Origin of the sequence: Pseudomonas helleri (assembly GCF_001043025.1) — a bacterium.
GTDB classification, from domain to species: Bacteria; Pseudomonadota; Gammaproteobacteria; order Pseudomonadales; family Pseudomonadaceae; genus Aquipseudomonas; species Aquipseudomonas helleri.
Window position 1 is genome coordinate 80,650 of record NZ_JYLD01000015.1, and the last position, 14,623, is coordinate 95,272.

Below are 14,623 nucleotides of genomic sequence, written 5' to 3' on the forward strand. Positions count from 1 at the left end.
CATCGCGAGCAAGCCCGCTCCCACAGTGCCTTTACTCGATAAACGTCACTTGGCCGTCGGCCAGGGATTTAACCCGTGCCAGGGACTCAACGCGGTAGCCCTGCGAGTCCAGTTCGGCACGGCCGCCCTGGAACGACTTCTCGATCACGATGCCCAGGCCAGCCACGGTGGCGCCGGCTTGCTTGATGATCGAAATCAGCGCCTGGGACGCTTTGCCGTTCGCCAGGAAGTCATCGATGACCAGCACGCGGTCGGTGCTTTTCAGGTGACGCGGCGAGATGGCCACGGTGCTTTCCGTTTGCTTGGTGAACGAGTACACCGTCGCGGTCAGCAGGTTTTCAGTCAGGGTCAGGGACTGGTGCTTGCGTGCAAAGATCACCGGAACGCCCAGGTTCAGGCCGGTCATCACCGCCGGGGCAATGCCCGAGGCTTCGATGGTCACGATCTTGGTGATGCCCGCATCAGCGAACAAACGCGCGAACTCATCGCCGATTTCTTTCATCAGCTGTGGATCGATCTGGTGGTTCAAAAAGGCATCAACCTTCAAAACCTGATCGGAAAGCACGATGCCTTCTTCGCGAATTTTCTTGTGCAGTGCTTCCAACGTAACGTCCTCAAATAGCGCCTATGCGCTGAAGGTAGAGTAAAAAGTAGTCGATTTTAGCGTTTTAACATCGCGCGTATATCGGCCAATGCCGTATTTCCGCGAACCGCTTTCACTTCGGTGGGGGTGTCGTCATTGCCTTCCCAGGCCAGATCGTCCGGTGGCAACTCATCCAGGAAGCGGCTCGGCGCACAATCAATGATTTCGCCGTACTGCTTGCGCTTGGCTGCAAAGGTAAACGCCAGCGTCTGACGCGCGCGGGTAATGCCCACGTAGGCCAGTCGGCGTTCTTCCTCGATGGTATCGGCTTCGATGCTGGAACGGTGCGGCAGGATCTCTTCTTCCATGCCCATGATGAACACGTAGGGGAATTCCAGGCCTTTGGAGGCGTGCAGCGTCATCATCTGCACGCCTTCGGCGCCGTCTTCCTCTTCTTGCTGGCGCTCGAGCATGTCGCGCAACACCAGCTTGCCGATGGCTTCTTCGACGGTCATGGCGCCGTCTTCGTCTTTCTCAAGGGTGTTTTTCAACGCCTCGACCAAAAACCAGACGTTGGACATGCGGTAGTCCGCGGCCTTTTCGCTGGAGCTGTTGGTGCGCAGCCAGTTCTCGTAGTCGATATCCATGATCATGCTGCGCAGCGCGGCAATCGGGTCTTCGCCCGCGCATTGTTCACGCACGCGGTCCATGAACCGTTTGAAACGGGCCAAGCGGTCGGTGAACCGGCTGTCCAGATGCTCGCCCAGACCGATTTCATCGGTGGCCGCGTACATCGAGATTTTGCGCTCGGTGGCGTAGTTACCGAGTTTTTCCAGCGTGGTCGAACCGATCTCACGCCGTGGGACGTTGATCACCCGCAAGAAGGCGTTGTCGTCGTCCGGGTTCACAATCAGCCGGAAGTAGGCCATCAGGTCTTTCACTTCCTGACGCCCGAAGAAGCTGTTACCGCCCGACAGGCGGTAAGGGATCTGGTGGTGCTGCAACTTCAGCTCGATCAGTTTTGCCTGATAGTTGCCGCGATACAGAATCGCGAAATCGCTGTAAGGCCGGTCTGTGCGCAGGTGCAGGGTCAAAATCTCGACCGCCACGCGCTCGGCTTCGGCGTCTTCGTTGCGGCAACGAATCACGCGAATTTCATCGCCGTGGCCCATCTCACTCCACAGCTGTTTCTCGAAGGCGTGCGGGTTGTTCGAAATCAGCACGTTGGCGCAGCGCAGAATGCGGCTGGTGGAGCGATAGTTTTGCTCCAGCATCACCACTTTCAGGGACGGGTAATCGTCCTTGAGCAGCATCAGGTTTTCCGGGCGGGCGCCGCGCCAGGCGTAGATCGACTGGTCATCGTCGCCTACCACGGTGAACTGGTTACGGCTGCCGATCAGGTACTTGACCAGCAAATACTGGCTGGCGTTGGTGTCCTGGTATTCGTCTACCAGCAGGTAGCGCACCTTGTTCTGCCACTTTTCGAGGATGTCGGCGTGCTCTTCAAAGAGCTTTACCGGCAGCAGGATCAGGTCGTCAAAGTCCACCGCGTTATAGGCTTTGAGCGTGCGCTGGTAGTGGGTGTAGACGATGGCCGCCGTCTGTTCCTTGGGGTTGCGCGCATTTTCCAGGGCCTGGGGCGGCAGGATCAGGTCGTTTTTCCACGAGCCGATCATGTTCTTGATTTCGTCGACCCCGTCATCACCCGAGTATTCCTTTTGCATGATGTCGGTCATCAGCGCCTTGACGTCGGCCTCGTCAAAGATCGAAAAGCCCGGCTTGTACCCCAGCCGCGCGTGCTCCTTGCGGATGATGTTCAGCCCCAGGTTGTGGAACGTGCTGACCGTCAGGCCTCGGCCCTCACCTTTTTTGAGCAGCGTGCCCACGCGCTCCTTCATCTCGCGCGCCGCCTTGTTGGTAAAGGTCATGGCGACGATGTACTGGGCACGGATGCCGCAGTTCTGAATAAGGTGAGCGATTTTTCGGGTAATCACGCTGGTTTTGCCGGAGCCTGCACCGGCGAGCACCAAAAGAGGGCCGCCGACGTAGCTCACGGCTTCTTGCTGCCGGGGATTGAGTCGGGACATGACGAAATTAAAGATCGCTTGCAAAAAGGGCGGGCATTTTAACAGGCTGAGCAGATATTGCTGCCACTCTGCGACAGTGTGACGTAGCCCTCTATCTAAATTTGCCGCTTTTGCTACTTTGCCGCAGGATACCTGACCGTTTAAGTCAGTCGTTCGATAAGCGTTTGCTGGGTGTATTTGATAACGGGTGTCATTTGCCATTACGTAATGGCACGTCATAATGCCCATCGCCTGAATTTATGCAGAGTCTAGGGAGCTAGCTTGTCTACGCCTGTCGAACCCTTGCGTTTGCTGCTACTGGCCAAAGAGCCGACTTGGGCAGCGTTATTGCGCGAGTGTCTGGCGCCCATGGGAAACGCGGCCCTGTTGATGTGTGCCCCGAACTGGGAGTCGGTCAGCTTCCTGTTCGAACACACGCAAAACGCGTTGTTGCTCACCACCCCAGCCCTGCAACCTGCGGCAGGTCGATGTCGTTTATCCACAGTTTTGTTGCTGGAAGCCGAGCCCGACACCCCGCCGCAGGGTGTCAGCGACTGGTGGGTCCGCCCAACGCTGACCACCGATGTGCTGCGCCGCAGCCTGCGCCACGTGCAGGAACGCGGCGTCCTCGAACAGACCTTGCACCGTTTGGCCAAAGAAGACCCCCTGACTGGTATCGCCAACCGCCAGGGGTTTCAAACGCTGCTCGCCGTGCGGCTGGCTGAAAACGATGGCCACGGCCTCGCGCTGGGGCATCTGGACCTCGATAACTTTCGCCATGCCAACGACGCCTTGGGGCATCAGGCCGGCGACCGCCTGATCCTGCAAGTGGTGGCGCGCCTTAAAAGCCGGCTCGAAGCATGCGATCAACTGGCCCGCTTGGGCAGCGACGAATTCGCCTTGCTGATCGACACCCGCCGTGCCCCTGAGCGCGCGGCCTGGATGGCTGAACGCATTACCGAAGTGATGGCCGAGTCTTACTGGATCGACGGCGAAAGCCTGTTGATCGGCTGCAGCCTGGGCATCGCCCATGCCCGCGCCAACGCCGGTGCCGACCCGTTGATGTGGCACGCGCACATTGCCATGCAGCAGGCCAAAAGCACCCAGGGCTGCACGTATCACGTGTTCGATGAACGCATTAACCGCAACGCCCGCAGCCTCGCCGACCTCGAAAGCGAGTTGCGCCGCGCCTTGCGCCGTGACGAACTGGAATTGCACTACCAGCCACGCCTGGACCTGGACACCGGCCACATAGTCGGGCTCGAAGCCTTGGTGCGCTGGCGCCATGGTGATCGCGGCCTGCTGGCGCCCAGCGAATTCGTGCCGTTGGCCGAACAGAGCGGGCTGATCGTGCCGCTGGGCTACTGGGTTATTTCGCGCGCACTGCGTGACATGCAAGTGCTGCGTGAAAACGGCTGGACGGCCTTGCACATGGCCATCAACTTGTCGTTTCGCCAATTCCAGGACAGCAAACTGCTGATCACCCTCAGCCGCTTGATCGCCGAGCACGGAATCGACGCCCGCTGGTTGGAATTTGAACTGACCGAAACCGCCGTCATGCGCCGCAGCGACATGGTCAAGCAGACCATGGACGCCTTGGGACGGCTGGGCGTGCGCTTTTCACTGGATGACTTCGGCACCGGCTTCTCATCGTTTGTGCACCTCAACAGCCTGCCGATTGCCCTGCTGAAGATCGACAAAAGCTTTGTCGGCGGCATGGAAGAGCGCGAAGAAAACCGCAAACTGGTCCACGCCATGCTCAACCTGGCGCAGAACCTCAACCTGCAAGTGGTCGCCGAAGGCGTAGAAACCCGCGCGCAACTGGCACTTTTGCGCGAATTTGGCTGCGATCAAGTACAAGGCTTTCTGATCAGCAAACCGCTGCCGATGCCTGAACTGATCCCGTTTTTGGCGGCGGCCCACACCGCCTCGGCGTCGAAGGCAGCTCTGTAGGAGCTTGCCACCCCGTCTTCGACGCCGCGCTGTCGCGTATCAAACAGGACAGCGAGTATCTTCAGCATCCCCCAATCGGTTCCCTCTCCTTCGGGAGAGGGCTAGGGTGAGGGGTGCTCTTGATTAGAGAGGCTTTTATCTACATATCCATTGCTGCGGCAACGGCCAATTAGGGTTCCGCCCTTACGCCGCGCTGCGCTTGAGCATGCGCCGCATCTTCCATTCGAAGGCCAATGTCAGGCCCACCGAGGCAAACGCCAGGCCCATAGCCAAGCCCCACCACACGCCTGTCGGGCCCCAGCCGAAGGTAAAGGCCATCAGCCAGGCGGTCGGGGCGCCGATCACCCAGTAGCAGAACAGGCCGACCAAGAAGGTGGTCTTGGCATCCTTGAGCCCACGGATCGCGCCCATGGCGATGGTTTGCGTGCCATCAAACAATTCAAACCAGGCCGCCACTGCCAGCAGGCTGACCGCCAGTTCAAAGACGGGCCGGAAGGCCGGGTCGCTGTGGTCCAGAAACAGGCCGATCAACTCGTTCGGCCAGAACCAGAACACCACCGAAAACCCCAGCATCACCGCCGCACCAAAGCCAATGCCAACCCGGCCCGCCAGACGTGCACGCAGCAGATCCGCGGCGCCATAGTGCTGGCCGATGCGCATGGTGATCGCGTAGGACATCCCGGCCGGCACCATGAACGCCACCGAAACGATCTGCAAAGCGATCTGGTGAGCCGCCAATTGCGTACTGCCCATGGTGCCCATGCACAGCGCCGCGAAGGCAAACAGCCCGACCTCAACCGCGTAGGTGCCGCCAATCGGCAGGCCGAGACGCCACAATTCGCGCAGGTAAGTCAGATTGATCCGCGACAAGCCTTGGCGAATCGGATACGCGTCGTAGGCCGGGTGGCGGCTGATATGCCAGGCCAGGCCCAGCGCCATGCAGGTCGCCACAATCGCCGTAACCAGACCAATGCCCATCAGGCCCAGCTTGGGCAGGCCAAACATCCCGGTGATCAGCGCGTAATTGAGCAAGAAGTTGGCCACGGTGCCGATCAGGCTAATGACCATCACCGGCGTCGCCCGCCCCATGGCGCTGGTAAAGCCGCGCAAGGCCATGAAGGTCATGTAGCCGGGTAACGCCAGCGGCAGCAGAAGCAAGAATTGTCCGGCGGCCTCAACGTTGGTCGGGGTCTGACCAAACAGCAGCAACAGCGGCTTGATGTTCCACAACATCAGCGCACCGACCAGCGCCAGCGCCCAGGCTAGCCACAAGCCGGCTTGCGTGAGGCGGGTCGCGCCTTCGATGTCACCCGCGCCCTGGCGAATCGACACCAGCGTACCAACGGCAGCAATTACGCCAATGCAGAAAATCGACACGAATGAATAGGTCGCTGCCCCCAGGCTGCCACCGGCCAAGGCTTCCGGACTCAGGCGCGCCATCATCAGGGTGTCGGTCAGCACCATCAGCATGTGCGCCAACTGCGAGGCAATCAGCGGCCCGGCCAGCCGCAAAATGGCCCAGAGTTCGATACGTACTGGATGCTGTTTGGTCATCGGTCAGATTTCTTTGTGTGCGTTGAAAGGCTTGATTCTCGGCGTGTTGAGTGTTTTAAGCAAAAGGATAAAAAAGATAAGTGGCATGATTAATACTCATGCTACTTAGCGTTTTTACAGTCTAGATATGTCGCGCAATAGGAATAATCCTCATGTCTCGTAGCCTTCCTCCGCTTTATGCCTTGCGTGCTTTTGAGGCAGCAGCCCGGCACAGTTCATTTACCCGTGCGGGCGAAGAGCTGTCGATCACCCAAAGCGCCGTCAGCCGGCATATCAAAACCCTTGAGGCGCATTTTGCCTGCCGACTGTTTCAGCGTAACGGTCGCACCCTGCAACTCACCGAAGCCGCCCGCCTGTTGCTGCCGGGGGTGCGGGAGGGTTTCGGGGCGCTGGAACGCGCGTGTATTACCTTGCGCGCCGAAGATGACATCTTGCGCATGAAGGCCCCCTCGACCCTGACCATGCGCTGGCTGCTGGCCCGCCTGAGCCGCTTTCGCCACTTGCAGGCGGGCAACGAGGTGCAACTGACCAGCGCCTGGATGGACATCGACCATGTGGACTTCAATCAGGAGCCTTTCGACTGCGCCGTGTTGCTGGGCAACGGCCACTTCCCGCCAGACTGGGAGGCCACGTTGTTGTTTGCCGAAATGCTGATCCCGGTAGGCGCCCCCAACCTGCTGGACGAACAGCCATGGGACGCAAAGCGGCTTGCGGGCACCGAACTGCTGCACCCCACGCCAGACCGTCGGGACTGGCGGCGCTGGCTCGATTGCATGGGCCTCAGCGGCCAGGTGTCGCTCAAGGGCGGGCAAGTGTTCGACACCCTGGAACTGGGCATGATCGCCGCCGCACGCGGCTACGGCATCTCCATGGGCGACTTGCTGATGGTGGCCGAGGACGTTGCCCAAAATCGCTTGAGCCTGCCATTCCCCACGGCAGTGGCCAGTGGCGAAAACTACTATTTGGTCTGGCCCAAAACCCGGCCCGGCGGCGAGCGCTTGCGCCGCCTGAGTGACTTTTTACTGCATGAAGTGGCGGTGATGGAGCTGCCGGCAGTGGAGCAACGGCAGTAAAACCGTAACACTCAGCCGCTGGCTGGCCGGTACTGCAACGCCTCCGCCAGGTGCTTGCGTTCAATGGATTCAACCTGTTCCAGGTCCGCCAATGTGCGCGCCACTTTCAATAAACGGTGCGCGGCCCTGAGCGACAAGGTCATGCGTTCGCATGCGGTTTCCAGCCAGGTGTTGTCCACGTCAGTCAGGGTGCACTGGGCTCTCACGCCGGGCAGGTCGAGAAACGCATTGGTACAGCCTTGGCGTTGCAACTGGCGCTCGCGCGCCGCCGCGACGAGTCCAGCGGCGTTGGCGGTGGTGTCTGCCGAGGCGAGCGGGGGGTTGAGTGCGGTGGTTTCACGGGCCACGGTCAGGTGCAGGTCAATCCGGTCGAGCAGCGGCCCGGAGAGTTTGTTGCGGTAGCGCTGGACCTGTTCCGGAGTGCAGCGGCAACGCCCTGTCGGCTCCCCCAGATAGCCGCATGGGCAGGGGTTCATGGCGGCGACCAGTTGAAAGCGCGCCAGAAAGCGCATGCGGTCCCGCGCACGGGCGATCACGATAAAACCAGATTCCATGGGTTCTCTGAGCACTTCGAGGACTTTACGGTCGAACTCGGGCAGCTCATCCAGAAACAACACCCCGTGGTGCGCCAGGGTGATTTCGCCAGGCTGCGGTTTTGAGCCTCCGCCCACCAGCGCCGGGCCGGAGGCCGAGTGGTGCGGCTGTCGAAACGGGCGCTGCGGCCAGCAGCTCAGCGGCACATGGCTGGCCACTGACTGGATGGCCGCCACTTCCAGCGCCTCTTGCTCGTTGAGCGGTGGCAGCAAGCCGGGCAGGCGGCTGGCCAGCAAGGTTTTACCGGTGCCCGGCGGCCCGGTAAAAAGCAGATTGTGGCTGCCTGCGGCGGCGATCAACAACGCCCGCTTGGCCGACAGTTGGCCCTGCACATCACTCAAATCGGGATACGGCTTGCTCACGTGCAGCAGGCCGCTGGCCACATAGGGTTCAATCACCGCGCGAGCGGCAAAATGCGCCACGGCTTGCAGCAAATGCTCGACCGCGATCACCGTCAGCCCCGAGGCCAGGCACGCCTCCTCGGCGTTCGCCAGCGGCACCACCAAAACCCGGCCCGCCGCCCGCGCCGCCAATGCGGCAGGCAACACGCCCTGCACGGGCCGAATGGCCCCCGACAGCGCCAACTCACCCAAACACTCCACTTGCTCCAGTGCCTTGATGGGCAGTTGCCCGCTGGCGGCCAGAATGCCCAGCGCGATGGCCAAATCAAAACGCCCGCCGTCCTTGGGCAGGTCGGCGGGCGCCAGATTGAGGGTGATACGACGCGCGGGAAACTCCAGGCTGGAATTGATAATCGCGCTGCGGACCCGGTCTTTACTTTCTTTGACCGCAGTTTCAGGCAGCCCGACCAGCGTCAGCGCGGGCAACCCATTGGCCAGATGCGCTTCGACCGTCACCACGGGCGCCTCGACGCCCACTTGGGCGCGGCTATACACAATCGCCAGAGACATGACTCATTCCTTGAGTTCGCAAAGCACGCATCCTGCGCGAATCGTGAGCCAAGGGTGGCGGGGGAATGGATACCGGATGTGACGGTTACCCCCCTGTAGGAGCGAGCTCGCCTCGCGATCTTTTGATTTTTTAAAAAGATCGCGAGACAAGCTCGCTCCTACAGGCGCACTGAACGCTTACTGCGGGCCTTGCTTGTGAATCAACGCCGCCAGCGCTTCGTATTCTTCCGGCAACAAATCGGTCAGCGGGGCGCGCACCGGGCCTGCGCTGTGGCCAGAAATAGTGGCCCCGGCCTTGACGATGCTCACGGCGTAGCCTGCTTTGCGGTTGCGGATGTCCAGGTACGGCAGGAAGAAGTCGTCGATGAGCTTGCCCACGGTGTCGTGATCTTCGCGGGCAATGGCGTGGTAGAACTCCATCGCGGTTTTCGGGATGAAGTTGAACACCGCCGAAGAGTAAACCGGCACGCCCAGCGCTCTGTAAGCCGCGGCGTAGACTTCTGCCGTCGGCAAACCGCCGAGGTAGCTGAAGCGGTCGCCGAGGCGACGGCGGATCGAGACCATCAGTTCGATGTCGCCCAGGCCGTCCTTGTAGCCGATCAGATTCGGGCAGCGTTCTGCCAGGCGCTCCAGCAGCGGCGCGGTCAAGCGGCAAACGTTGCGGTTGTAGACCACTACCCCGATGTTTACCGACTTGCACACCGCCTCAACGTGGGCGGCTACCCCGTCCTGGCTGGCTTCGGTCAGGTAGTGCGGCAGTAGCAACAGCCCTTTGGCGCCCAGGCGTTCGGCTTCTTGCGCGTATTCGATGGCTTGACGAGTAGAGCCGCCGACACCGGCCAGAATCGGCACGCTGGTGGCGCAGGTGTCTACCGCGGTTTTGATCACTTGCGAGTATTCGCTGGCCGCCAGGGAGAAAAACTCACCGGTGCCGCCTGCCGCGAACAGGGCAGACGCGCCATACGGGGCCAGCCATTCCAGGCGCTTGATGTAGCCCTCACGGTGAAAATCACCCTGAGCATTGAAATCGGTGAGCGGAAAAGACAGCAGGCCAGACGAGAGGATGGACTTCAGTTCTTGTGGATTCATTATTCGAACACCCTGAGTAATACGCTTCAGAAAGACGTCAGCCAGTGCTGATGTCGTATGTCATCGTACAACATGAATTTGAAACGCTCAAGAACACGAGTGCCGTCTCGCTTTTATCACCCGTTCAATCTCCCGCACTTACCTATACAGGTCCTGTTGTTTGCCCGTCCTTGAGGATCCCCTTCAGTTTTTAAGGCATTCAGACCGCACCTCAAATAAATCAGCAGACGCTCGTATTTTTCCTGATTTCAATGCAGATTGCCGATTGCGAAAACAGATCTCGTTGTCATACCATGTCGTACAACAATAGTAGGCGTAGAGTGACTCTCTACGAACCTCCACAACAGGCGGGTATTTTCATGAGTTTCGAAAGCCAGCGCGTCAAACAGATCTCTTCGTCCCCCAGCATGGTTATTTCCATGCGCGCCAAAGAATTAGCCAGCCAAGGCCGCGATATTGTCGACATGAGCCTGGGCGAACCTGACTTCGACACCCCTGCGCATATCATCGACGCGGCCTGCCAGGCCATGCGTGACGGCCATACCCGCTACACCGCCCCCCAAGGCACGCTCGCCCTGCGCCAGGCGATCTCGCGCAAACTGCAGCGCGAAAACGGCCTGACCTACAGCGTTGATGAGATCAGTGTCGGCAACGGCGCCAAGCAGGTGATTTTTAATACGTTCATGGCCACCCTCGAAGCCGGTGACGAAGTCATCATCCCGGCGCCGTACTGGGTGTCCTATTCCGATATTGTCACGCTCAATGGCGGCACCCCACGCGTGGTGCACTGCGGCATCGACGTCGGCTTCAAGCTCAGCCCGCAGGCATTGCGCGACCAACTCAATGACAAATCGCGCTGGCTGATCCTTAACACACCGTCCAATCCGAGCGGCGCCATTTACACCGAAGCCGAGCTGCAAGCCCTGGGCAAAGTGCTGGAGGACTTCCCCAATGTATTGGTGATGTCTGACGAGATTTACGAGCACGTGTTGCTGGCTGACCAACCCTTTGTCTCCTTCGCCACCGCATGCCCGCAACTGCGCGAACGCACCTTGTTGATCAACGGCGTGGCCAAGGCGTATGCCATGACGGGCTGGCGCATCGGTTACGCCGCAGGGCCCAAAGCGCTGATCGCGGCGGTCAGCAAGATCCAGTCGCAAAGCACCTCAGGCGCAAGTGCCATTTCTCAAGAAGCGTCCCGCGCCGCGCTGGACGGCCCGCAAGACTTCGTCGCCAGCAGCGCCCGCGAATACGCCGAGCGCGGCCGCTTGTTGGTCGAAGGCCTGCGTGAATGTGCCGGTTTGCGTATCGACGCGCCCGCCGGGGCGTTTTATGCCTTCCCCGAATGCAGCCAGTTGCTGGGCCGCGTCAGCCCTCAAGGGCAAGTCATTGGCGATGATGTTGAACTGTCTGCGTATCTGCTCGATCAAGCTGGAGTCGCTGTCGTACCGGGCTTGGCCTTTGGCCTGCCAGGGTACTTTCGGCTGTCGTTTGCGACCTCTCGCGACCACATAAAAAAAGCTGTCATCCGTATCAACGAAGCCCTTTCAGCCTTGCGCTAAAACCTTCGTCCTTTGCTGTGCAAAAGCTGCCATAAAAATAGTCGGAGATCCCCATGTTCGATCACAAGAAAAAGCTGCTTGCCCTTATTGTCGGTGCTTGTCTGTGCACCGCTGTTCAGGCTGAAGACCTCACCGGAACCTTAAAAAAAATCAAGGAATCGGGCACCGTTACTCTCGGGTACCGTGACGCCTCTTTGCCCTTTTCTTATCTGAACGATGACCAGCAACCCATCGGCTACAGCATCGAGCTGTGCCAAAAGATCGTGGACCAGATCAAGGTTAAAGTCGGCGAACCCAACCTCAAGACCCAGTACGTCTCGGTGGTTGCAGCCACCCGCACGCCTCTGCTGATCAACGGCACCATTGACCTGGAATGCGGTGTCACCACCAACACCGTCGAGCGCCAAAAACAAATCGGCTTCCTGTTCACCAGCTATGTCGCCAGCGCCAAATATGCGGTGAAGAAAGCCTCCGGGCTCACCAGTGTTGCCGACCTCAAAGGCAAGGCCGTGGTAGTGATTACCGGCGGCAGCGGCGAGTGGATCACCAAAAACCTCAACCGCGAAAAAGACCTGGGCCTGAAGATCCTCAACGCCAAGGACAGCGGCGAAGCCTTCTTGATGCTGGAAACCGGCCGCGCCGTCGCTTACATCAACGACGACGTGCAGTTGATGGCCACCATCGCGCAAAGCCGCAACCCGGATGCTTACACATTGCTGCCCGAGCCTATGTCTGCCGAACCGTATGCCATCGGCATTCGCAAGAACGACCCGCAGTTCAAAACCTTCGCCGATGGCGTCTTGAGCCAGCTGTACAGCTCTGGCGAGATCGATACGATTTATCCGAAATGGTTCCTCAAACCCATCCCGCCCAAAGACATCGTGATCAACCTGCCGATGAGTGATGCCTTGATAAAAGCCATCGCCCACCCGAACGACACCGGCGTCTGATTCCACCGTCTCAAGCGTTCTGATTCCAGCCAGTCAAAGACAAGGAGGCGCTTGGTTGGCCGGGAGCAGAGTGTGCAACGACCTCTATCTCCTTCAAAGGTTGGTGCTTCATGGATTACAACTGGAACTGGAGTATTTTTTGGGAGCACGCTCCCGGAGAGTCTTCGTCGTATCTGCATTGGCTGATTACCGGCACCAGCTGGACGTTGGCCACCACACTGGCTGCGTTCATCCTGGCGTTTTTGATCGGTGGTTTGGTGGGCACCCTGCGCACCACCACGCTGCGCCCCGTGGTGTGGCTGTGCAACCTCTACACCGAAGTGTTTCGCAATATTCCGCTGCTGGTGCAGATGTTTATCTGCTTCTTCGTCCTGCCCGAGTTATTACCCGTTTCGGCCGGGGATTACCTCAAACAGGATTTGCCCTATCCGTCATTTTTCAGTGCGGTGGTGGCATTGACCCTGTTTACCTCGGCCAAGCTTTCGGAGCTGTTCAAGGCCGGCATTGAATCGGTGGCGCACGGGCAGCGCGGTGCGGCGCTGGCGTTGGGCCTGCGGCCCTACCAGATGTACCTTCAAGTGCTGTTGCCACAAGCGATCCGCGTGGTCTTCCCGCCACTGACCTCCGAGGCGTTGAACACCCTCAAGAACTCATCGGTGGCGCTGACCATCGGCCTGATGGAGCTGACCGCGCAAGCGCGCAACATCAGCGAATACTCGTTCAACACCTTCGAGGCATTCAGCGCGGCGACCCTGATTTATGTGGTCATTTCGCTGCTGGTGACCTTCGTCATGGGCCATATCGAACGTTCCCTGACCATTCGCGGCGCGACGAGGTAGTCATGTTTGATTTAGATCCGAGCGTTATTGTCCGGGCCATGCCCGCCCTGTGGAACGGCCTTAAATTCACCTTACTGCTGACCTTTGTCGCCATGTCGGTGGGCATCATCACGGGCACCTTGCTGGCCATCATGCGCCTGTCGCACAACCGCGTACTGCGTGGCTTTGCCTTGGGTTACGTCACGGTCATGCGCAGCATCCCGCTGGTGCTGGTGATTTTCTGGTTCTACTTTTTGATGCCGCTGTTGCTGCAAATGACCTTCGGCACTGAACGCCCCGTGCAGATCGGCCCGGTGGTCACAGCCTTTGTGACGTTCTGCATGTTCGAGGCGGCGTATTACAGCGAAATCATTCGCGGCGGCATCCAGAGCATCAGCCCCGGCCAGAAGCAAGCGGCTGCGGCCCTTGGCCTGCGCCCGGCGCAAGCGATGTTCTATGTGATCCTGCCGCAAGCCCTGCGGCGTATGGCGCCGCTGTTGCTGACCCAGACCATCATTCTGTTTCAAGACACCTCACTGGTGTACGTGCTGTCCATCGCCGACTTCACCGGTGCCGCAAGCAAGTTCGCGCAGCGTGACGGGCGTCTGGTCGAGCTGTATCTGTTCGTTGCCTTGGTCTATCTGGTGATCTGTTACCTGCTGTCCAGCCTGAGCAAACGCCTGAAAACAAACGTAGGGAAAACCGCATGATCCAGATGAACAACCTGAGCAAATGGTACGGCAACTTCCAGGTCCTGAAGAACTGCACCACAGAGCTTGCCCGCGGTGAAGTGGTGGTGGTGTGCGGCCCCTCCGGCTCAGGCAAGAGCACCCTGATCAAATGCGTCAACGGCCTGGAGCCCGTGCAAGAGGGCGATATCTTCATCGAGAACCAGCCGGTAACCGGCAAGGGCGTCGATTTGCCCACGTTGCGCGCCAAGGTCGGGATGGTCTTCCAGCATTTCGAACTGTTCCCGCACCTGAGCATTATCGACAACCTCAACCTGGCGCAAATCAAGGTCTTGGGCCGAGACCGCCACGCGGCAACCCAAAAAGGCATGGCGCTGCTCGAACGGGTAGGGCTCAAGAGCCACGCCCACAAGTACCCCATTCAGTTGTCGGGCGGTCAGCAACAGCGCGTCGCCATTGCCCGGGCGCTGGCCATGGACCCCATCGCCATGCTCTTCGATGAACCAACCTCAGCGCTGGACCCGGAGATGGTCAACGAAGTCCTGGACGTCATGGTGGAACTGGCGGGCGAGGGCATGACCATGATGTGCGTCACCCACGAAATGGGCTTCGCCCGCAAAGTGGCGGATCGCATCGTGTTCATGGACGGTGGCGAGATTATTGAAGACGTGAAATCAGAAGAGTTCTTCAGCGCACCGCGCTCAGACCGCGCTCGCAGCTTTCTGTCCAAGATCTTGCAGCACTGATAGATCTGTGGGAGCGAGCTTGTCTCGCGATCTTT

Annotated in this window: 12 protein-coding genes; 7 read left to right on the plus strand and 5 right to left on the minus strand. The window is 59.6% G+C overall.

From position 1 onward, the window contains the following. Nucleotides 1–31 precede the first annotated feature (31 nt). Together TU84_RS21065 and rep are read right to left on the minus strand one after the other, a co-directional pair. Nucleotides 32–604: a xanthine phosphoribosyltransferase gene (locus TU84_RS21065; RefSeq protein ID WP_048372530.1), complete on the minus strand. Its 573-nt coding sequence runs from the start codon at nucleotides 602–604 to the stop codon at nucleotides 32–34. A gap of 56 nt (nucleotides 605–660) precedes the next feature. Further along, nucleotides 661–2,670, minus strand: coding sequence for a DNA helicase Rep (gene rep / locus TU84_RS21070; protein WP_048372620.1), 2,010 nt, complete (start codon nucleotides 2,668–2,670; stop codon nucleotides 661–663). 261 nt (nucleotides 2,671–2,931) lie between these two features. Here rep and TU84_RS21075 point away from each other — a divergent pair, with 261 nt between their 5' ends. Then, nucleotides 2,932–4,602 carry a putative bifunctional diguanylate cyclase/phosphodiesterase gene (locus TU84_RS21075; protein WP_048372532.1) on the plus strand — a complete coding sequence of 557 codons (1,671 nt, stop codon included), beginning with the start codon at nucleotides 2,932–2,934 and terminating at the stop codon, nucleotides 4,600–4,602. A 183-nt stretch (nucleotides 4,603–4,785) separates the two neighbouring features. Here TU84_RS21075 and TU84_RS21080 read toward each other — a convergent pair whose 3' ends face one another. Beyond that, the gene (locus TU84_RS21080) at nucleotides 4,786–6,156 is read right to left on the minus strand and encodes a NorM family multidrug efflux MATE transporter (RefSeq protein WP_048372533.1); all 1,371 of its coding nucleotides are present in this window, start codon (nucleotides 6,154–6,156) and stop codon (nucleotides 4,786–4,788) included. Between the two features lie 152 nt (nucleotides 6,157–6,308). On the opposite strand from TU84_RS21080, the gene TU84_RS21085 reads away from it, so the two are divergent. Continuing rightward, entirely contained in the window at nucleotides 6,309–7,229 is a 921-nt protein-coding gene (locus TU84_RS21085; protein WP_048372535.1) for a LysR substrate-binding domain-containing protein, read from the plus strand. An 11-nt stretch (nucleotides 7,230–7,240) separates the two neighbouring features. Here the strand turns inward: TU84_RS21085 and TU84_RS21090 are convergent, their stop codons facing one another. Together TU84_RS21090 and kdgD are read right to left on the minus strand one after the other, a co-directional pair. Next, nucleotides 7,241–8,734 carry a YifB family Mg chelatase-like AAA ATPase gene (locus TU84_RS21090; RefSeq protein ID WP_048372537.1) on the minus strand — a complete coding sequence of 498 codons (1,494 nt, stop codon included), beginning with the start codon at nucleotides 8,732–8,734 and terminating at the stop codon, nucleotides 7,241–7,243. Nucleotides 8,735–8,911: 177 nt separating this feature from the next. After that, nucleotides 8,912–9,823, minus strand: coding sequence for a 5-dehydro-4-deoxyglucarate dehydratase (gene kdgD, locus TU84_RS21095; RefSeq protein WP_048372539.1), 912 nt, complete (start codon nucleotides 9,821–9,823; stop codon nucleotides 8,912–8,914). A gap of 359 nt (nucleotides 9,824–10,182) precedes the next feature. On the opposite strand from kdgD, the gene TU84_RS21100 reads away from it, so the two are divergent. The 5 genes from TU84_RS21100 (at nucleotide 10,183) to TU84_RS21120 (ending at nucleotide 14,588) form a co-directional block, all read left to right on the plus strand. After that, nucleotides 10,183–11,385, plus strand: coding sequence for a pyridoxal phosphate-dependent aminotransferase (locus TU84_RS21100; RefSeq protein WP_048372541.1), 1,203 nt, complete (start codon nucleotides 10,183–10,185; stop codon nucleotides 11,383–11,385). Nucleotides 11,386–11,438: 53 nt separating this feature from the next. Further along, nucleotides 11,439–12,335, plus strand: coding sequence for an amino acid ABC transporter substrate-binding protein (locus TU84_RS21105; RefSeq protein ID WP_048372543.1), 897 nt, complete (start codon nucleotides 11,439–11,441; stop codon nucleotides 12,333–12,335). 110 nt (nucleotides 12,336–12,445) lie between these two features. Then, nucleotides 12,446–13,174 carry an amino acid ABC transporter permease gene (locus tag TU84_RS21110; RefSeq protein ID WP_048372545.1) on the plus strand — a complete coding sequence of 243 codons (729 nt, stop codon included), beginning with the start codon at nucleotides 12,446–12,448 and terminating at the stop codon, nucleotides 13,172–13,174. A 2-nt stretch (nucleotides 13,175–13,176) separates the two neighbouring features. Further along, on the plus strand, nucleotides 13,177–13,863 hold the full coding sequence (locus TU84_RS21115; protein ID WP_048372548.1) for an amino acid ABC transporter permease: 687 nt from the start codon (nucleotides 13,177–13,179) through the stop codon (nucleotides 13,861–13,863). Further along, a complete protein-coding gene (locus TU84_RS21120; protein ID WP_048372549.1) occupies nucleotides 13,860–14,588 on the plus strand; it encodes an amino acid ABC transporter ATP-binding protein in 729 nt (242 codons plus the stop codon). Before TU84_RS21115 ends, TU84_RS21120 begins: the two co-directional genes overlap by 4 nt. The last annotated feature ends 35 nt before the right edge of the window (nucleotides 14,589–14,623 follow it).